Source organism: Streptomyces sp. NPDC020801 (genome assembly GCF_044334385.1).
Taxonomy (GTDB): Bacteria; Actinomycetota; Actinomycetes; order Streptomycetales; family Streptomycetaceae; genus Streptomyces.
In genome coordinates this window covers 501815-520825 of sequence record NZ_JBIRST010000002.1, presented here as the reverse complement: position 1 = coordinate 520825, position 19011 = coordinate 501815, and the positions used below count along the sequence as shown (strand labels likewise).

Sequence of the window (19011 nt, the reverse complement as noted above, 5' to 3'; positions counted from 1 at the left end):
TGGTGCCACCACCACCATAAGTTCCCACTCCCCACGCCTGTTCCGGTCGCACGAAGCTCTCTTGCATGGCGATCGACACCACCACCTCATCCAACGCCCCCGTCCGGGAACCGCTCGACAACCCACGGCTGTCGACGCGCGACAAGCTGGTCCTCTTCGTCCTGTGCGCCGCCCAGTTCATGGTCGCCCTGGACTTCTCCGTGCTGAACGTGGCCCTGCCGGAGCTGGGCACGGACCTCGGCATGAGCCGGTCCGCGCTGCAGTGGGCGGTCACCGCGTTCGCGCTCCCGTCCGGCGGCTTCCTGCTGCTGTTCGGCCGCACCGGCGACCTGTACGGCCGCCGGAAGTTCTTCCTGACCGGCCTGGCCCTCTTCGGCGCCGCCTCACTGCTGGCCACCCTCGCCTGGGACCCGGCGTCCTTCCTCACCGGCCGGGCCCTGCAGGGCCTGGGCGCGGCGGCGATCGTGCCGACCGGCATGTCCCTGCTGACCACCACCTTCCCGGAGGGCCCCGCCCGCGACCGCGCGCTCGGCATCTCGGGCACCCTGCTGTCCCTGGGCTTCACCGTCGGCATGGTCGCCGGCGGCGTCCTCACCGACGCCCTCGGCTGGCGCTCCACGATGGGTCTGCTCACCGTGTTCGCGCTGATCGTGCTGCCACTGGCGCCCGGACTGCTCCCCAGGTCCGCTCCCCATGGCCACGGCGGCGCGGCAGGCACCCCCGCCCCTGAGCGCCCCCGCCTGGACGTGCCCGGCGCGGTCACCGTCACCGCCGGTCTGCTGTCGCTGATCTACGCCCTGTCCACCGCCGCCGACCACGGCTTCGGCCACACCGGCGTCATCGTCGCGCTGGCCGCCGGCCTCCTGCTGCTGACCGCGTTCACCGTCGTCGAGTCCCGCTCGGCCGCACCCCTGGTCTCCCTGCCGATGCTGCGCCGCCGCACGGTCGCGTGGGGCAACCTGGGCGGCCTGGTCACCTTCTCGACGATGTCCACGGTGGTCTTCGTGCTGACCCTCTACCTCCAGGAGATCCTGCACCTGTCGGCCTTCGAGACCGGCCTGGTCTTCGGTGTCCAGGGCGTGCTGTCGGCGGTCGCGGGCACCTGCGCCCCGAGGGTGATCGGCCGGTTCGGCGCCCGCCGCACGCTGGTCGGCTCCCTGACCGGACAGGGCGCGCTCATCGCCGCGCTGCTGCTCCTGAACGCCCACACCTGGTCGGTCTGGGTCGCCACGGCCGCGGTCTGCCTGGCCGGTGTGTGCCACCTGGGCGCGATCATCTCCTACGGCCTGACCGTCACCTCCGGCGTTCCGGACGGGGAGCAGGGCCTGGCCACCGGTCTGGTCACCTCCACCCAGCAGGTCGGCATCACGGTCGGCATCCCGCTGCTGGGCGTGCTCGCCACCACCTCCGACGACCTGCTGTCGGGCGTCCACACGGTACTGGCGCTGGACGCGGCGGCCCTGCTCACGGCGGCCGTGCTGGTAGGGCTGGGGCTGCGCGTGCGGCGGACGGTCTCAGGGGTGGTCGAGGCGGAGCCGGTCGGCCCGCGGTAGACCGGCCACCACCAGGTCGTAGGAGTCCTCGACCAGCTCCCGGACCAGACGGTCCGGGAGCTCGTCGCCGACCGTGACCGTGTTCCAGTGCCGCTTGTTCATGTGCCAGCCCGGGACGATCAGGCCCTCGTACTCGGCGCGCAGCCGTACGGCGTCCTCCGGGTCGCACTTGAGGTTGACCTTCAGGGGGCGCGCGTCCAGGGCCGAGAGTGCGAAGAGCCGGCCCTGGACCTTGAAGACCGAGGTCTCCGGATTGAAGGGGAAGTCCTCCACGGCCGCGTTGAAGGACAGACACAGGGCGCGCAGTTCCTGGGGCGTCACGCGGGCTCCTCCCCGTCCTCCCCGGGCGGCCCGGCCGGGCCCACCGGCTCCACCAGCACCGTCACGATCTTGTTCCGGCGGCCGGCCGCGGCCTCCGCCGTCAGCCGCAGCTCCCGGCCGTCCGGCAGCTCGACCATGGACGACGCCCCGGCGATGGGGACCCGGCCCAGGGCCTTGGCGAGCAGCCCGCCGACCGTCTCCACGTCCTCGTCGTCGTACTCCTCCAGGCCGTACAGCTCACCCAGGTCGGTGATGTCCAGGCGGGCGGTGACGCGGTAGCGGTCGTCGCCGAGCTCCTCGACGGGGGGCAGCTCGCGGTCGTACTCGTCGGTGATCTCGCCGACGATCTCCTCGAGGATGTCCTCGATGGTGACGATGCCGGCCGTCCCGCCGTACTCGTCGATGACGACGGCGACGTGGTTGCGCTCCTTCTGCATCTCGCGCAGCAGGTCGCCGGCGTTCTTGGTGTCGGGCACGAAGACCGCCGGGCGCATCGCCGTGGACACCAGGTCGCTCTCGGCGTCCCGGCTGATGTGCGTGCGGCGGGCCAGGTCCTTCAGGTACACGATGCCGACGATGTCGTCCTCGCTCTCGCCGGTGACCGGGATGCGCGAGAAACCGGAGCGCAGGGCCAGGGTGAGGGCCTGGCGGATCGTCTTGTACCGCTCGATGACGACGAGGTCGGTCCGCGGCACCATCACCTCCCGGACGAGGGTGTCGCCGAGTTCGAAGACCGAGTGCACCATGCGGCGCTCCTCGTCCTCGATCAGCGACTCCTGCTCGGCCAGGTCGACCAGTGCGCGCAGTTCGGCCTCCGAGGCGAACGGACCGCGGCGGAAGCCCTTGCCCGGGGTGAGCGCGTTGCCGATGAGGATCAGCAGCGACGGGATCGGGCCCATGATCCGCGCGAGCGGCACCAGCACGTACGCCGCCGCGGTCGCGGTGTTCAGCGGGTGCTGGCGGCCGATGGTGCGCGGGGAGACCCCGACGGCGACGTACGAGACCAGGACCATGACCGCGATCGCGACCACCAGCGCCTCGCCCGTGCCGGCGAACTCCTCCAGACACGCGTACGTCACCAGCGCGGCCGCCGCCATCTCGCACGTCACGCGCACCAGCAGCGCCACGTTGAGATAGCGGGTCGGGTCGGCGGCGACCTTGGCCAGCTTGGCGCTGCCCCGGCGGCCGGACTTGACCGCCTCCTCGGCACGGAAGCTGGAGACACGCGCGAGCCCCGCCTCCGCGCAGGCGGCGAGCCACGCGACGACGACCAGCGCGATCGCCCCGATGACGATCTGCGGACTCATCGGCGGTTTACGAGACGGTCGGCGCCGGGGACGGGCCGTCCAGGCCCCGCTCCGCACGCCAGCCGTCCACGATCGCGGCCTGCAGACCGAACATCTCGGCCTTCTCGTCCGGCTCCTCGTGGTCGTAGCCGAGCAGGTGCAGCACGCCGTGGACGGTGAGCAGCTGGAGCTCCTCGTCCATGGAGTGCTGCGTCTCCGCCTCGGCTCCCTGCTTCGCGGCGACCTCGGGGCACAGCACGATGTCGCCGAGCAGGCCCTGCGGGGGCTCGTCGTCGTCCTTGGAGGGCGGCCGGAGCTCGTCCATCGGAAAGGACATGACATCCGTGGGCCCCGGCAGGTCCATCCACTGGATGTGCAGCTGCTCCATGGCGTCGGCGTCCACCACGATCACCGAGAGCTCGGAGAGCGGGTGGATGCGCATCCGCGCGAGTGCGTAGCGGGCGATGTCGAGGATCGCCTGCTCGTCGACCTCGGTTCCGGACTCGTTGTTGACGTCGATCGACATGGTCGTGCTGGTCTACTTCCCCTTGTGCCCGTGGCCGGACTTGCCGTGACCGCCGCTCCTGGGCGCGCCGTTCTCGGTGCCGTGCCTGCTGTCGTACAGCTCGTAGGCGTCGACGATACGGCCCACGAGCTTGTGCCGTACGACGTCGTGCGACGACAGCCGGGAGAAGTGGACGTCCTCGACCCCCTCCAGGATCTCCTGGACCTGGCGCAGACCGCTCTTCGTGCCGTTCGGCAGGTCCACCTGGGTCACGTCACCCGTGATCACGATCTTCGAGTCGAAGCCGAGCCGGGTGAGGAACATCTTCATCTGCTCGGGGCTGGTGTTCTGGGCCTCGTCCAGGATGATGAAGGCGTCATTGAGCGTCCGGCCGCGCATGTAGGCGAGCGGCGCCACCTCGATGGTCCCCGCCGCCATCAGCCGCGGGATCGAGTCCGGGTCGATCATGTCGTGCAGCGCGTCGTACAGCGGGCGCAGATAGGGATCGATCTTCTCGTAGAGCGTGCCGGGCAGGAAGCCCAGGCGCTCTCCGGCCTCGACCGCAGGGCGGGTCAGGATGATGCGGTTGACCTGCTTGGACTGCAGGGCCTGCACCGCCTTGGCCATGGCCAGGTAGGTCTTGCCGGTGCCGGCGGGGCCGATGCCGAAGACCACCGTGTGCTTGTCGATCGCGTCGACGTACCGCTTCTGGTTGAGCGTCTTGGGGCGGATGGTGCGGCCACGCGAGGACAGGATGTTCTGCGTCAGGACCTCGGCCGGGGTCTCCTGGCCGTCGCCCTCCCCGTTGTCGCTCGCCTTGAGCATGGCGATCGAGCGTTCCACTGCGTCCTCCGTCATCGGTTGCCCGGTGCGGAGCACCAGCATCATCTCGTCGAACACGCGCTGGATCAGGGCGACGTCCGCCGGCTCACCGACCGCGCTGATCTCATTGCCCCGGACGTGGATGTCGGCCCCGGGGAAGGCCTTCTCGATCACGCGCAGAAGGGAGTCGCCGGACCCCAGCACGGTCACCATGGGGTGCTGGGCGGGGACGGTGAACTGTGCTCTCGCCTGCCCCTGCGCGGGGGTCTTGGCTGCGGGTGTCTGAGTCATGGGCCGGCGCTTAAGGCCTGCGGTTCCTCCTCGTCACGGCCGCACAGCTGAGGGCGGCCTCGCGTTTCCCAGGGTACGACGGGGGAGTGACAACGCCGTAGGGCTTTTCGGAGCCCACAGCGCCCTCGGCGCGGTCGCCGGCGGCCGCGTCCTCACTCCACCCCCCTGATCCGGCCCACCAGCACCGCCCCCGCCAGCCCGATCGCCGCCGCCACCAGATACAGCACCCGGTAGCCGCCCAGATAGGTCACGACCGGCGCCGCCAGCGCGGGCGCCGCCACCTGCGGCAGGGCGTTGGCCACGTTGATGACCCCCAGGTCCTTGCCCCGGTCCAGCGCCCTGGGCAGGACGTCGGTCATCAGGGCGAAGTCGACCGAGGTGAACACGCCGAACCCCACGCCCAGCACCGCCGCCGCCACGACCGCGCCCGGCCAGGTCTGCCAGCCGGCCAGCGCCGCCGTCGCCACCGCCATCAGCACCCCCGACCAGACCACGAACGGCTTCCTGCGTCCCACCCGGTCCGACCACACGCCCCCGGCCACCACCGTGGCCAGCAGCGTCACCCCGTTCACCGCGGTGAGGACCAGCACCCCCCGGCCGGGGTCGCGGTAGTGGATGCGGTCCCGCAGGTAGTACAGGAGGTAGAGGAGCACCAGCGCGTTGCTGAGGTTGATCAGGAAGCGGGTCAGCCAGGCCCAGCCCAGGTCCGGGTACCGGCGCGGACTGAGCCAGAAGCCCGCGAGGAATCCCCGCCACGACCACGGCGGCCGGTCCGCGGCCGGCAGCCGCAGGTCTTCGTACCGGAGCACGTACGGCAGCACGCCCAGCACCGTGAACACCGCGCAGGCCGCGTACCCCGCCCGGACGCCGCCCGCGACGGTGGCCAGTGCCGTCCCGCCGACCACGCCCAGGATCTGCGCCGCCCCCAGCCGGCCGCCCACCACGCCCCGCTGCCCGCGCGGCACCCGGTCCGGCACCGCCGCCGTCACCGCCGCGAAGGCCGCGTTCAGGGTCAGCTGGACCAGACACCAGCCGGCCGCCATCGACCACACCCCGCCCGCACCCGCGAGCAGCAGCAGCGACAGCGCGCCGCCGGCCGTCCCGGCCACGATCCACGGCGTGCGCCGGCCCCACCGCGCCGTCGTCCGGTCCGACAGCGCGCCGAAGAACGGGTTCGCCACCAGCGACACCGCCGCGCCCGCGCCGGTCACCCAGGCCAGCACGGTCTCCTTGGAGAAGCCGGTGCCGGGCGCGAAGTCCTTCGCCTGCGAGGCGAGCAGGATCTGCAGCGGGCCGTACCAGCCCACCCAGATCGCCCCGTTGGCGAACGACAGCGCGGCCGTCCACCCGCGGCCGACCGGTTCGACCGGTTCGGCGAGCGCGTTCGCGTCCGACGGCCGCCGGGTCTGCGTCATCTCTGGGCCCGCAGCACGTCCCGGAACCAGGCGTACGAGGCCTTCGGCGTCCGCACCAGCGTCCGGTAGTCCACGTGTACGAGCCCGAAGCGGCGCGCGTAGCCCTCCGCCCACTCGAAGTTGTCCAGGAGCGACCACACGAAGTAGCCGCGCACGTCCACGCCCGCCGCCAGCGCCCGGTGCAGGGCGCGGATGTGGCCGTCCAGGTAGGCGATGCGGTCCTGGTCCTCCAGGCCCTCGTAGGAGCAGCCGTTCTCGGTGATGAAGACGGGCGGGAGGCGCTCGCCGTAGCGGTCGCGGAAGCCGGTCAGCAGTTCCGTCAGCCCTTCCGGAACCACGGGCCAGCCGAAGTCCGTGACCGGCCGGCCCTCGATCTCCCGCACCGAGAAGGGGAGTTCGGCGGGGAGTGTGAGGCCCCCGAACCGGATCTCCGTGCCCTGCGGGGCGCCCACCCGGGTCGGGGCGTAGTAGTTGATGCCGTACCAGTCGACGGGCTCGGCGATGATCTCCAGGTCCGACTCGACGCCCGCCGCGCCCCCCGGCATCAACTCGCCGAGCCCCGAGGGGTACTCGCCGAGCAGCAGCGGCTCCGCGAACAGGCGGTTGAGCAGTACGTCGTAGAAGTCCGCCGCCTCGACGTCCGCCTGCTCCGGCGAGGCCGGCCAGATCGGGCCGTGGGAGTTGGCGATGCCGATGTCGCCGGCCCCGGCCGCGCGCAGCGCGCGGACCGCCAGGCCGTGGGCGAGGAGCTGGTGGTGGGCGACCGGGAGCGCGTCGAAGAGGAGTTGCCTCCCGGGCGCGTGTACGCCCAGCGCGTGGCCCAGCAGGGTGTGCTCGGCGGGTTCGTTGAGCGTGATCCATCGGGTGACGCGGTCGCCGAGCCGGCCGGCGACCACCGACACGTACTCCGCGAACCACGCCGCCGTGTCCCGCTCCAGCCAGTCCAGCCGCGCCGGCAGGTCCCAGTGGAAGAGGGTGGGGACCGGGCGCACGCCGGCCGCGCACAGCTCGTCGACCAGGCGGTCGTAGAAGTCCAGGCCGCCGGGGGAGTTCACCCGGGGCCAGGAGACCGAGAAGCGGTACGCGTCCACGCCGAGGCCGGCCAGCAGGGCGACGTCCTCGCGGTAGCGGTGGTAGTGGTCGCAGGCGACCGCCGCCGTCGAGCCGTCCTTGACCCGGCCCGGCTCGGCCGTGAACGCGTCCCACACGGAGGCCTCACGCTCGTCCGCCGCCCCCTCGATCTGGTGCGCCGAGGTGGACACGCCCCACAGGAAGCCGTCCGGGAACCGGGGGATCGCCGTACCTGGAGTGCCTGCGTCAGTCGCCATGCGCGGATCATCCGTACCCGCGGTAACAGAAGTCAACGCCCCGGCACGGACCGCGCGTTACGCCCCTTCCCCGAGCACCTTGGAGATCAGCCTGCGCTGTTCCTCCGTGAGCTGCGGATCCGCCGCGTACACGGTCCTGCCGTCCACGGTGATCTCGTAGCCGAAGCCGTCCGGGACCCCGGCCGGGGGCGTGCCCCGGCCGGCGGCCACCGCCTTCTCGGCCAGGGCCTGCCACTCGTGGGCATCGGGCCGCCCCGAGGTGTCCACCTCGGCCCGCCGCTCGATGCCCGCGAATCCGCCCGTGCGCCTCACCTGAATAAGCATGGGTCCCTGTCTAGTACCAAATCGCCCGGAACCCCAGCTTCGATCGCGACGACCGCTACAGCGTCCGGACCCCGACCTGTTCCCAGGCCTTCTGCACGGCCTGGAGTTCGTCTCCGGCGCCGTACCGCTCGCGCGCCGCCTTCACGGTGAGCGTCGCGAAGTCGGCGAAGAGCGCGTCATCCTTGAGCTCACCGCCGGTCAGCACGTCGTACCAGACCTGCCCTGCCCTCTCCCAGGCGTGGCCGCCGAGCGCGGCGGCGGCCAGGTAGAAGGCGTGGTTGGGGATGCCGGAGTTGATGTGCACGCCTCCGTTGTCGCTGCCGGTGCGGACGTAGTCGTCCATGGTGGCGGGCTGCGGGTCCTTGCCGAGCGCGTCGTCGTCGTAGGCCGTGCCGGGCGCCTTCATCGAGCGCAGGGCGGTGCCGGTGACGTGCGGGGCGAGCAGTCCGGCGCCGATCAGCCAGTCGGCCTCGGCGGCGGTCTGGCCGAGGGCGTACTGCTTGATCAGCGAGCCGAAGACGTCGGAGAGCGACTCGTTGAGCGCGCCGGACTGGCCGAAGTAGGTCAGGTTGGCGGTGTGCTGGGTGACGCCGTGGGTCAGCTCGTGGCCGATGACGTCGACCGGGATGGTGAAGTCGAGGAAGATCTCGCCGTCGCCGTCGCCGAACACCATCTGCTCGCCGTTCCAGAAGGCGTTGTTGTACTTCTCGCCGTAGTGCACGGTCGCGTCCAGCGGCAGGCCGCTGCCGTCGATGGAGTCCCGCCCGTAGGCCTTCAGGTACAGCTCGAAGGTGGCGCCGAGGCCGGAGTAGGCGCGGTTGACCGTGGCGTCCTTGCCGGGCTGCTGTCCCTCCCCGCGGACCTTGTGCCCGGGCAGGCCGGTGCCGTGCCGGGCGTCGTAGAGGGTGCGGTGCGGCTGCTCGTCCTGCTTGCCGGCGGGCGGGGCGACGGCGGGCGCGCCGATGACGGTGGTCAGCCTGCGGTGGGTGCGCTCGAAGGCGTCGCGTTCCAGGGTGCGCCGCGCCGGGTCGGCGAGCGCGGGGTCCTCGTGGCGCGCGAGGCGGTCGAGGACGTGGGGCGGCACGATGGTACAGAAGACGGGCTCGAAGCCCCCGTTGGTCGTCATGCCCGGCACCTTTGCACTGCGTTATGTCGATGTCACTACCCGCAACCATGATTGGTGAAATATCGGGGCAAGGGGGCCTTCGCCCCGTCGCCAAGTGGTAGAGAAGGTTGCGCGGCGTGACATGGCACACTTTTTGTCCGTTTCGCTCAAATTCATCACGCTGGTTTCGCATACTGGAACGGGCCCGCGCATCCGGCGCGGCTCGGCTAGGCTGCGGAGCATCATGCGTTTCGGGCTGCTTCTCCTTAGCTGCCGCGGCGAGGGCCTGTAGTCGAGGCCGACCCCCTCCCCGCGGAGTTCGGCGTTGCGCCGTCGGCCGTCCTTCCGGCACCCGCGGACCCGCGGACTTCTCGAGGAGCCCACGCAACCATGGCGAACCGCCAGCAGCCCAGTTCCATGCCGATCCACAAGTACGGCCGCTACGAGCAGGTCGACATCCCGGACCGCACCTGGCCCGGCAACCGGATCACCGTCGCCCCCCGCTGGCTCTCCACCGACCTGCGCGACGGCAACCAGGCCCTGATCGACCCGATGTCGCCCGAGCGCAAGCGCCGGATGTTCGACCAGCTGGTCAAGATGGGCTACAAGGAGATCGAGGTCGGCTTCCCGGCCTCCGGCCAGACCGACTTCGACTTCGTGCGCTCGATCATCGAGGAGGAGGGCGCGATCCCCGAGGACGTCACCATCTCCGTGCTGACCCAGGCCCGCGAGGACCTGATCGAGCGGACCGTGGAGTCCCTGAAGGGCGCCCGCCGCGCCACGGTGCACCTCTACAACGCCACCGCCCCGGTCTTCCGCCGGGTCGTCTTCCGCGGCTCCAAGGACGAGATCAAGCAGATCGCCGTCGACGGCACCCGCCTGGTGATGGAGTACGCCGAGAAGCTGCTGGGCCCGGAGGCCGACGGCACGACGTTCGGCTACCAGTACAGCCCCGAGATCTTCACCGACACCGAGCTGGACTTCGCGCTGGAGGTCTGCGAGGCGGTGATGGACGTCTACCAGCCGGGCCCGGGCCGCGAGATCATCCTCAACCTGCCCGCCACCGTGGAGCGTTCGACGCCGTCCACGCACGCGGACCGGTTCGAGTGGATGCACCGCAACCTGTCACGCCGCGAGTTCGTCTGCCTGTCCGTCCACCCGCACAACGACCGCGGTACGGCCGTGGCGGCCGCGGAGCTGGCGCTGATGGCCGGCGCCGACCGCGTCGAGGGCTGTCTGTTCGGCCAGGGCGAGCGCACCGGCAACGTCGACCTGGTCACCCTGGGCATGAACCTGTTCTCGCAGGGTGTCGACCCGCAGATCGACTTCTCCGACATCGACGAGATCCGCCGCACGTGGGAGTACTGCAACCAGATGGAGGTCCACCCGCGCCACCCGTACGTGGGCGACCTGGTCTACACGTCCTTCTCCGGCTCCCACCAGGACGCCATCAAGAAGGGCTTCGACGCCATGGAGGCCGACGCGGCCGCGAAGGGCGTCACCGTCGACGACATCGAGTGGGCGGTGCCGTACCTGCCCATCGACCCCAAGGACGTCGGCCGCTCCTACGAGGCCGTCATCCGCGTCAACTCGCAGTCCGGCAAGGGCGGTGTCTCCTACGTCCTGAAGAACGACCACAAGCTGGACCTGCCGCGCCGGATGCAGATCGAGTTCTCCAGGATCATCCAGGCGAAGACGGACGCCGAGGGCGGCGAGATCACGCCGAAGGAGATCTGGGCGGTCTTCCAGGACGAGTACCTGCCGAACCCGGACAACCCGTGGGGCCGGATCCAGGTCAGGACCGGCCAGTCGACGACCGACACCGACGGTGTGGACACGCTGACCGTCGAGGCCACCGTCGACGGCGAGGACACCGTCCTGACCGGCTCCGGCAACGGTCCGATCTCGGCGTTCTTCGACGCCCTGCAGTCCATCGGTGTGGACGTACGCCTGCTGGACTACCAGGAGCACACGATGAGCGAGGGCGCCTCCGCGCAGGCCGCCTCCTACATCGAATGCGTGATCGACGACAAGGTTCTGTGGGGAATCGGCATCGACGCGAACACGACACGTGCGTCGCTGAAGGCGGTCGTCTCGGCCGTCAACCGGGCCGCCCGCTGACCGCTCTGACCGGCTCTTTCGGGGCCCCGGCCGTCCAGGAGGGCGGCCGGGGCCCCGTCGTATACCGGCCATCGGGCCCGAGAGGTCACGGAAAGGTCTCGTCCGGGGTACTGACTCCACCTCAACTCTGTGGCTAACATCACGCCAGCGCGGCGATGTTGCCGCGGGGTTACGGAGGTGCGACGTGCTGCCAGTACGGGGACGAAACGGCCGTGCCACCCGGCTTGCCCGCATGCTGGGCACCCGTACGGCGTGGACGCCCGTCGGCGACGGCGAGTTCTTCTGCCCCGGCTGCGGCGGCGACCGCAACTACCAGCGGCTGAGTGGCCGCCGGCGCTTCACCGTCCTCGGTGTGCCCCTGCTGCCGCGCGGGGCGACCGGGCCGGTCGTCGAGTGCGCCGCCTGCGGCGGCCACTTCGGCACCGACGTCCTGGACCACCCGACCACCACCCGCTTCTCCGCGATGCTCCGCGACGCCGTGCACACCGTCGCCCTGGCGGTGCTGTCCGCGGGCGGCACCTGCTCCCGTACGGCCCTGGAGACCGCCGCCACGGCCGTCCGCACGGCCGGTTTCGCCGAGTGCACCGAGGAGCAGCTGGCCGCCCTGGTCGAGGCGCTGGCCGCGGACACCGGGCGGGTCTGCGAGGACCAGCCGTGCACGGCGGGTCTGGCCATAGAGCTGCACGAGGCCCTCGACCCGCTGGCCCCGCACCTCGCCCCGGCCGGCCGCGAGTCGATCCTCCTGCAGGCCGCCCGCATCGCCCTGGCCGACGGCCCCTACACCCCCGCCGAGCGCGACGCCCTCACCACGGTGGGCGCGGCGCTGACGATCTGCGCGGGCGACGTGACCCGGTTGCTGGCGGCGGCGCGGACGCCGTCGTGACGCGTCAGGGCCGGGACCGACCGGTTGCCGGGCCACGGACCGGATCCGGTGGGGGCCGCGTCAGCTTTCCTGTGCAATCGCCTCCGTTCGGATGAAGAGCTGCGGGTGTTTCCACATCATCGGCCGGCGCGAGGTTTAGTGAATGCTAAACTCGCGGGGAGGGCCGAGGGTTGGAAGAGCAGTGGGACGTCTACCTGACGACCGAGGTGGATCAGTGGTTGCACGATCTGGAGAAGGCCGATTCGGACACGTACGTGCTCGTGAACCAGGCCATCTGGGTTCTTGCCTGCCACGGTCCCGCCGAAGGCCGTCCCCTGGTCGATCGCATCAAGGGATCGGCCCTGCACAATCTCAAGGAATTGCGTCCTGGGTCGACAGGGCGAAGTGAGGTACGGATCTCTTCATGTTCGACCCCTGGCGCTCCGCGATCCTGCTCGTGGCAGGGGACAAGGGCGGCAACTGGAGCACTTGGTACGACGAGGCGATCCCCATGGCCGAGCGCCGTTATGCGGAGTACCTGGCCGATCGGAAAAAGGAGTCGGGGAAGTGAGCGGATACACCGCATGGTCGGGTACCGGCGGCCACCGCGAGCGTGCGGAGGAACTGGCCGGCGGCCGGGATGCATTCCTTCGGGGAGCCGAGCACCTTCTGGCCGAAGCCCGGGCGTGGCGGCTGGTCGAGATGCGCCAGGAACGGGGATACACCCAGGCACAGGTGGCCGAGCGCATGGGCGTGAGCAAAGGCCGTGTCTCACAGATCGAGAGTGGCCAGGTGTCCGGAACGGATGTCATGGCCCGCTACGTGGAGGCGCTGGGAGGCAGCCTCGTGATGGTCGCGGTCTTCGCCGACGGAGAGCTGCGCAAGGTCGGTTGACCCGCCGAGGCGGGCGCCTAGAGCAGCCCGGCCCCCGCCAGGAACTTCCCCACCCGCTCCACCTCGCCCGCCGACAGCGGGATCTGCGGTTCCGCCGTGGCCGGGCAGTCGATGACGCCGCGCAGGTGCAGGGCCGCCTTGAAGGCGCCGAGCGCCGAGGAACCCGCGCCCATCCGGCCCCGGTCGCCGGCGCCGGTCATCGCGAACAGCGCGCACAGACGCTCCTGCTCGGCCCGGGCGCCGTCCCAGTCGCCCGCCCGGGCGAGGCGGTACAGGCGCACGTAGCCGTGCGGGTCGACGTTGGCGAGGCCCGGCACGGCCCCGTCGGCGCCCACGGCGAGGGCGGCGTCCGTGATCAGTTCGGAGCCGGTCAGCACGCTGAAGGTGGCGGTGGCCGGGTCGGTACGGGCGCCGGTGACGACCTCCCGGAAGCCGCCCAGATCACCGCTGGAGTCCTTCAGCCCCGCCAGGACACCCTCGGCGGCCAGCTCCAGGACCAGGGCGGCGGGAAGTCTGGCGGGCACCGAGACCGGGATGTCGTAGGCGAGGAGCGGGACCGGGCTGCCGGCCGCGACACGCCGGTAGTGGCGGGCGATCTCCGCGGGGTGGTGGGCGCGGGCGTAGAAGGGCGCGGTGACGACGACGGCCTGCGCGCCCGCCGAGGTGACGGCGGCGACGTGGTCGAGCACCCGGGCGGTGGTCATGTCGATGGCCCCGGCGAGGACGGGCAGCTGCCCGCCGAGATGGGACACCACCGCCTCCACCACCCGCCGCCGCTGCCGGTCCGTCAGGAACGCCGCCTCCGAGGTCGAGCCGAGCACGAACAGCCCGTGCACGCCGCCCGCCACCAGATGGTCGACCAGCCGCAGCAACGAGGGCACGTCCACCTCGCGGTCCTCGGTCAGGGGCGTGCAGACGGGCGGGACGACACCGGTCAGCGGGGCGGGGAAGGTCATGAGGGCTCCCTGGATGCGGCGGTTCGCTCTACGACTGCCATGCTCCTTGCACTGCTCTGTATAGCCGCCGCGCCGCTCCGCGGCAGGCTTCTGCGCCTGCCATGGCTCAGGTGCGCAAGCGGGAGCTGTTCGTCCCGCTAGCGGACCGGTCGTCTACGAGTTCGAGCCGTCGCCGAGGGAGGACTGAATTCCCTGCCACCTCTCATACTGATCTCGCCATGATGAGCTCTCGTAAAGAGCGAAGTTCGCTTCCGGCAAGGACAGGCCAAGAATTCGAGAGGCCACGTAGACCGACTCGATCGGAGACGTTCCGAGCTCACGCAGTTTTCGAAACACTTCCTCGTGTTCCGCTGTCCCATCCGCAGCGAACCTGGATGCGAGCGCATGCAGAGGCCTTCGGCTCATCCTACCCTCCTCCCGAGATCTTCCCGACATCATGCCGGGTGTACTTGCCGGTTTGGCTGGCGTGTTCTCACGGGCCTCGACCGCCGCCTGTTATCGTCCCATCCGTGTGCCCTGCAGGAATCTAGGAGGGCATCAGCGGCGTCGTTCAGGACCTGAAGCCCCTGCGCTTTCCAGATTCCGCACGAATGTATTCCACGGCATCGATCATTCCCGCGAAAAAGGATACTGGCAGCGTCCCGTGCGGCACAAAAATTACCTATTACCAGAGCAGGGTGGTGACCTCGAAGAGGTACCACCCTGTCGCTGTCCACTGCCATTACCGCACGCTGCACGCCGCGTGCTGAAAGCTGTCGGCGTATGACAGCAACTTACTGGTCGCCGAATTCCCCAAGCTCGCCGATCAGTCGCTGACGTGCCGCTTCCAACCGGTCAGAGTAGGAGGAATCGAAGATCGATGAGAGTTGCGTCTCCAACGCCCCGCTGATCCTGAACAGGGCAGACCAGACGGCGCGATCGTCGACAAGCGCCGAGAATTCTTCTCGATGCATGAAGCGGTTCATCCAGTCCGACAAAACCAGCGCTTGGTCGTCCGTCAATTCAAACTTCACGAGACCCTCTCCTCGGATCGCGACTTACATGCTATGCCCTCTTGCTAGAGCTTGCCATCTTGCAGCAAGTAGGTTAGCTGATCGCCGTAGGATTTCCACCCGCCGAGATACTCCCCGACATTAGGGCCACTCGCTGCAAACGATGCATGCAGCCCGGTGTCGTCTACGTAGTGAATGGCTGGCTGCCCTCTGAAGGTGCCCTGAATTTGTCGCGTATTTGGATTCTTCACGAACTGTTCAACTGCACGAATGAACTTTTGCCCGTTTGCCTTGTTGTAAGGGCCCTTTATGCCGAAGTCCTCGGCATGCATGACACCCTTGTCGCTGGTCCGCATGTAGTGATGTGGAAGTTTGTCGGACGACATCCACTTCGTTCCGCACCCCGGCCCGCTGTTGTGAACGAGGACCGGGGTCTGCCCTGCCAGCACATAGTACGTGTGCAGGTCGGCAATGGTGAGGTTGTATGTCCGGGCGGTCCCCTCGAACGAGCGGTTGTGCCGGACGGTGACGGTGCTGCCGTCGACGGTCCGGAGGGTCGCTCCTGCCCGCAGGTTCCCGGCCTTCACCCAGGTTCCGGAGGAGGGTGACCAGAAGGGGTGCTCGTTGGTGGCGGTGAGGTGTTCGGTGCCACGGCGGGTGCTCAGGGTCAGTTCGTCGAATCGCTTGTCGTGCTCGGTGACGATCCGGCGTGTCACCGCCCGAGCCCCGGTGACTCCGGTCAAGGGGTCGGTGGCGATGACCGAGTCGCCGATCTTGACGGATTCGATGTTCTTCGTCGCACCGTCCGCCATGAGGACCTTGGTGCCGGCGAGGAAGCATTGGAAGCACCTCTCCGCGGCTTTCACTGCGCGGGAGCCCTCCGCGATGTCCTCGACTCCCTCGGCGGCCTTCTTGAGCAGCTTCAGCTTGCCGATCGGGAGGACACCGGCGACGGCGAGGGTGCACTGGCCGAGTGTGGGATCTTTCGCGCAGTCCAAAAGGTCGTTGACGCCGAGGACCTCCATGCCGCCTTTGAGCAGGAGCTTGGCCAGGTCGGGGGATGCCTGGGGCAGTTCGAGGGTCTGGCCGGCCAGCGCACACGGCGGGAGACTGTCCCGGGACATGTAGGCGATGCAGCGCTTCCTGCTCTTGTCCTGCTTCTCCTTCTCGCGCTGCTGCTTGCGCTCGTCTTCGGCCTGTTTCCGGGCCGCGGCCTCTTCGGCCCGGCGCTTGGTCACCACATCCGACCAGGCCTTGGATGCCTCGGTGTTGGCCTCCGCGGCGCTCTTGCCCGCCGCAGTGGCGTCCGCCCGAGCGTCGTCGGCCGCGTATGTCGCGGCGGAGGCAGTGTCCCGTGCGTAGGTTGCGGACCATTCCGCCTGGGATGCCGATTCGTCGGCGTCGGCGGCGTCCTGGTCGGCTCGGTCGGAGGCGTTGCGGGCGGTCTTCGCCGAGGTGGCCGCCTGGTTGGCGCTGTCCTGTGCCTGGTCGGCGGACTTCTTGGCGTCGGCGGCGTACTTGCCTGCCTGGTCGGCGCTCTTCTGCGCCTGGGCGGCTGCCTTGTTCGCTTCGTCCTTGGCGTTCTTGGCGGTCGCGGCGGCCTTGGCCGCCAGCCAGCTGTCCTTGCGCGCGGAGGCTGCGATGCCGTCGGCCTCGTTGAGGAGGCGTTGCATCTGCGCGGTGTGGGTCTGGGCGAGTTTGTCCTTGCGGTCGGCCATGTACTGGCCGACCTGGATGAAGTCGTGGAGCTGGTCGGCGGGGCCGGTCAGTGCGATCTTCGCGGCCGCCTGCACCTCCGGTCCGCCGTCGTTGACCAGCTTGGAGGCCAGCACCCGCTCGTCCTGGTTGCGGGCCTGATACTGGCCGCCGTTCAGGAACTGCCGCATCGCATTCGGGCTGCCGTCGGCGAGGGCCGCCTTGGAGGCGTCCTTGACCGCCGGGCCGTCGGCGTTGTTGATCTGGGAGACGAGCACCCGGTAGTCGGCGGTGGCCACCGTGTACTGGCCGGTGGTGTAGAAGTCCCGGATCTGCTGGTCACTGCCGCCCAGGGCCTCCGTGGCACCGGTGCGGACGCTCTCGTACGGGCTGGTCGCGGCGAGGTCGGTGACCTGCTGGCGGATCTCGTCCGTCTCCGCCTGCTTGGCGCCGGTGCGCAGGTAGTCCAGGACCGCGCTGTCGTCACCGGAGAGGGCCTGGGCGGCGGCTTCCTGCCGCCAGGCTCCGTACTGCTTCAGGGCTCGCAGGGCCACGGCGCGGCCCTTGACGGCGATGTCCTTGGTGTCGGCTCCGGACTTGTCGGCCTCGGCCGCGAGGGCGGCGGTGTCCTCGCCGATCTGCTTGTCCTCCAAGGCGACCTTGGCCAGCTGGGAGGTGAAGGCGTCGGCGGCGTCCTTCTGCGACTGGGCCGTCTCCATCGCCGCGCCTGTCCGTGTCGCCAGGTCCTCGACCTCGCTCTTGCGGGCGATGGTGAACACCTTGTGCGCGGTGGCGGCCGCCGTGGTGGCGGTGTCGGCGGCCTCCTTGGCCTTGGCGGCCTGCTTGGCCGCCTCGTTGGCCGCGTTCGTGGCCTTCCCCGCCTGCTTGGCGGCCTCCTCCGCGGCATCCGCCGCGTTCTCGGCGTGCGTGGCCGCGGAGTTCGCCGCGTCCCGCGCGTCATAGGCGGCCTGGGCGGACTCGCCGGCCAGGGCCTCGGCCGCGTTCGCCGCCCGGTTCGCCTCACGGGCGTGGCGCCGCGTCTCGGCCGCGGCGGCCTGCGCCTCGCCGGAGTGGACACCCGCGGCATCCGCGGCACGGTTGGCGTCGTCGGCCGCATCCGCGGCCGCGTTCGCGTCGCCGGTCGCACTCAGCGACGCCTTCGCGGCAGCACCGGCGGCCAGAGAAGCTCTGCCGGCCTGCTCCGCGGCAGCCGCCGACGACTTCGCCAGGGCACCGGCAGCCCGCGCCTGCTTGGCGGAGTCCCGGGCAGAGTCTGCCTTGTTCTTGTCACTGGCCGCATCGGCGGCGGCCTTGTAGGCGGCTCCGGCCGCGTTGGCGGCAGCGGTCGCCGCGGCCGCGGTCTGCGCGGCGGCCAGCGCCGCGATACGCGCCGAACGGTCGGCGGCGTTCGCCGCGCCGATCGCCGTCTGCGCCGCCTCGGCCGCGGCCCGTGCCGCATCCGCCGCCTGACGGGCCTTGGCCGCGGCCCTGAACGAGTCGTTCTTCGCCGCCGCGGTCTCCTTCGCGGCCGTCTGCGCCGCCGCCTTGGCCAGCGCGGCGGCGGCGACCGCCTTGGCCGACGCCTCCTGCGCCGCCTTCGTGGCGTCATCGGCCTGCGCGCCGGCCTGTTTGGCCTGCTCGGTCAGCTGCGCGATCGTGGCATGCTCCTGGTCACGGTCGCGCGCAGTGAACTGCCCGACCTCCAGGAACTCGACGATGTCCTCCGGCGTTCCCTGCAGCGCAACCTTCCCGGCCGCCTTCATCGCCGGACCACCCGAGCCGATCAGCTGGGAGACCTGGACCCGGTTGTCCGTCTCGCGCGCCGTGTACTGGCCCTCCGCGAGGAACTTCGCCACGTCCTCGGGGGATCCCTTGAGTGCTGCCTTGCCCGCGTCCTGCACCCCGGGGCCGCCGAGGTTGATGACCCTTGATGCCTCGACGCGCTGGTCCTGCTCCAGGGGAGCCTTCCAGCCGCCCCGCAGGAACGCGGTCACATCGTCCGGGCTCTGCGACGCAAGAGCGGTCTTCGCCGCCTCCCGCACCGCCGGACCACCGGCATTGATGATCCGGCTCACGTCCACCCGGTCATCGACCGCCTGAAGAGCAGGCTGGTCATGGATGAACGCCCGGATCTCGTCGTCCCCGCCGAGCAGCGCCCGCTCAGCGGCTTCCTTGACACCGCTGCCACCGTCGCGCCAGTACTCGACCACAAGCCCGCGGTCGAGGGAGAAGTCCGAGTCGTCGTCCGCCGCCCTGGCCGGCGAGGCCCCGAGGAGTCCCGCCGCCAGAGTGAGCGGCAGCAGTGCGGTGGTTGCACCGCGCAAGGCGGTGCGGGTCCGGGCCCGTCTGGGCTCAACGGCCCGGCCGTGCGACGCCCCCACGGGGCGCCAGCGCTTTCTCATGTGAAGTCCTTTTGTGCCTGATGGGCTCCACGACATCCCGTGGCGGTGACCACTGCCCAGCCACGCGTCCGTCTCGTCACCAGCGAACGAAACTTGCGCATGCAATTCGCTGGTCAGGCGAGGCTGGGCGCGGCAGGGC

Annotated in this window: 15 protein-coding genes and 1 pseudogene; 5 read left to right on the top strand and 11 right to left on the bottom strand. The window is 70.2% G+C overall.

What is annotated here, in order from left to right:
* The first annotated feature begins 65 nt into the window (after nt 1-65).
* Entirely contained in the window at nt 66-1553 is a 1488-nt protein-coding gene (locus tag ACH4UM_RS07245; RefSeq protein WP_398174855.1) for an MFS transporter, read from the top strand.
* Here ACH4UM_RS07245 and ACH4UM_RS07240 read toward each other — a convergent pair.
* From ACH4UM_RS07240 to ACH4UM_RS07205, 8 genes are all read right to left on the bottom strand, one after another.
* Complete coding sequence (locus tag ACH4UM_RS07240) at nt 1515-1874, bottom strand: MmcQ/YjbR family DNA-binding protein (RefSeq protein ID WP_398174852.1); 360 nt, start codon at nt 1872-1874, stop codon at nt 1515-1517. The two genes, ACH4UM_RS07245 and ACH4UM_RS07240, sit on opposite strands and share 39 nt — an antisense overlap.
* A complete protein-coding gene (locus ACH4UM_RS07235; protein ID WP_398174849.1) occupies nt 1871-3181 on the bottom strand; it encodes a hemolysin family protein in 1311 nt (436 codons plus the stop codon). The genes ACH4UM_RS07240 and ACH4UM_RS07235 overlap by 4 nt, the downstream gene beginning before the upstream one ends.
* Nucleotides 3182-3188: 7 nt before the next feature.
* Nucleotides 3189-3686 carry an rRNA maturation RNase YbeY gene (ybeY, locus tag ACH4UM_RS07230; RefSeq protein ID WP_398174846.1) on the bottom strand — a complete coding sequence of 166 codons (498 nt, stop codon included), beginning with the start codon at nt 3684-3686 and terminating at the stop codon, nt 3189-3191.
* A gap of 12 nt (nt 3687-3698) precedes the next feature.
* Nucleotides 3699-4778 carry a PhoH family protein gene (locus ACH4UM_RS07225; protein WP_398174843.1) on the bottom strand — a complete coding sequence of 360 codons (1080 nt, stop codon included), beginning with the start codon at nt 4776-4778 and terminating at the stop codon, nt 3699-3701.
* Nucleotides 4779-4930: 152 nt separating this feature from the next.
* Nucleotides 4931-6193 carry an MFS transporter gene (locus tag ACH4UM_RS07220; RefSeq protein ID WP_398174840.1) on the bottom strand — a complete coding sequence of 421 codons (1263 nt, stop codon included), beginning with the start codon at nt 6191-6193 and terminating at the stop codon, nt 4931-4933.
* Nucleotides 6190-7521, bottom strand: a complete 1332-nt coding sequence (locus tag ACH4UM_RS07215; RefSeq protein WP_398174837.1) for a GH1 family beta-glucosidase — start codon at nt 7519-7521, stop codon at nt 6190-6192. The genes ACH4UM_RS07220 and ACH4UM_RS07215 overlap by 4 nt, the downstream gene beginning before the upstream one ends.
* Before the next feature lie 57 nt (nt 7522-7578).
* On the bottom strand, nt 7579-7845 hold the full coding sequence (locus ACH4UM_RS07210; RefSeq protein WP_398174834.1) for a protealysin inhibitor emfourin: 267 nt from the start codon (nt 7843-7845) through the stop codon (nt 7579-7581).
* A 55-nt stretch (nt 7846-7900) separates the two neighbouring features.
* Nucleotides 7901-8971, bottom strand: a complete 1071-nt coding sequence (locus tag ACH4UM_RS07205) for a M4 family metallopeptidase (protein WP_398174831.1) — start codon at nt 8969-8971, stop codon at nt 7901-7903.
* Between the two features lie 369 nt (nt 8972-9340).
* Between ACH4UM_RS07205 and leuA the strand changes: the two genes are divergently transcribed.
* The 4 genes and pseudogenes from leuA (at nt 9341) to ACH4UM_RS07185 (ending at nt 12827) form a co-directional block, all read left to right on the top strand.
* Complete coding sequence (gene leuA / locus ACH4UM_RS07200) at nt 9341-11071, top strand: 2-isopropylmalate synthase (RefSeq protein ID WP_398174827.1); 1731 nt, start codon at nt 9341-9343, stop codon at nt 11069-11071.
* A 184-nt stretch (nt 11072-11255) separates the two neighbouring features.
* Complete coding sequence (locus tag ACH4UM_RS07195; RefSeq protein ID WP_398174825.1) at nt 11256-11954, top strand: TerB family tellurite resistance protein; 699 nt, start codon at nt 11256-11258, stop codon at nt 11952-11954.
* A 170-nt stretch (nt 11955-12124) separates the two neighbouring features.
* A pseudogene (locus ACH4UM_RS07190) lies at nt 12125-12504 on the top strand (type II toxin-antitoxin system RelE/ParE family toxin).
* Entirely contained in the window at nt 12501-12827 is a 327-nt protein-coding gene (locus tag ACH4UM_RS07185; RefSeq protein ID WP_398174822.1) for a helix-turn-helix domain-containing protein, read from the top strand. Before ACH4UM_RS07190 ends, ACH4UM_RS07185 begins: the two are co-directional and overlap by 4 nt.
* A gap of 17 nt (nt 12828-12844) precedes the next feature.
* Here the strand turns inward: ACH4UM_RS07185 and ACH4UM_RS07180 are convergent, their stop codons facing one another.
* The 3 genes from ACH4UM_RS07180 to ACH4UM_RS07170 form a co-directional block, all read right to left on the bottom strand.
* Entirely contained in the window at nt 12845-13783 is a 939-nt protein-coding gene (locus ACH4UM_RS07180; RefSeq protein WP_398174820.1) for a dihydrodipicolinate synthase family protein, read from the bottom strand.
* A 773-nt stretch (nt 13784-14556) separates the two neighbouring features.
* A complete protein-coding gene (locus ACH4UM_RS07175; protein WP_398174817.1) occupies nt 14557-14796 on the bottom strand; it encodes a hypothetical protein in 240 nt (79 codons plus the stop codon).
* Between the two features lie 44 nt (nt 14797-14840).
* Complete coding sequence (locus ACH4UM_RS07170) at nt 14841-18872, bottom strand: polymorphic toxin-type HINT domain-containing protein (protein ID WP_398174814.1); 4032 nt, start codon at nt 18870-18872, stop codon at nt 14841-14843.
* Between the last annotated feature and the right edge of the window lie 139 nt (nt 18873-19011).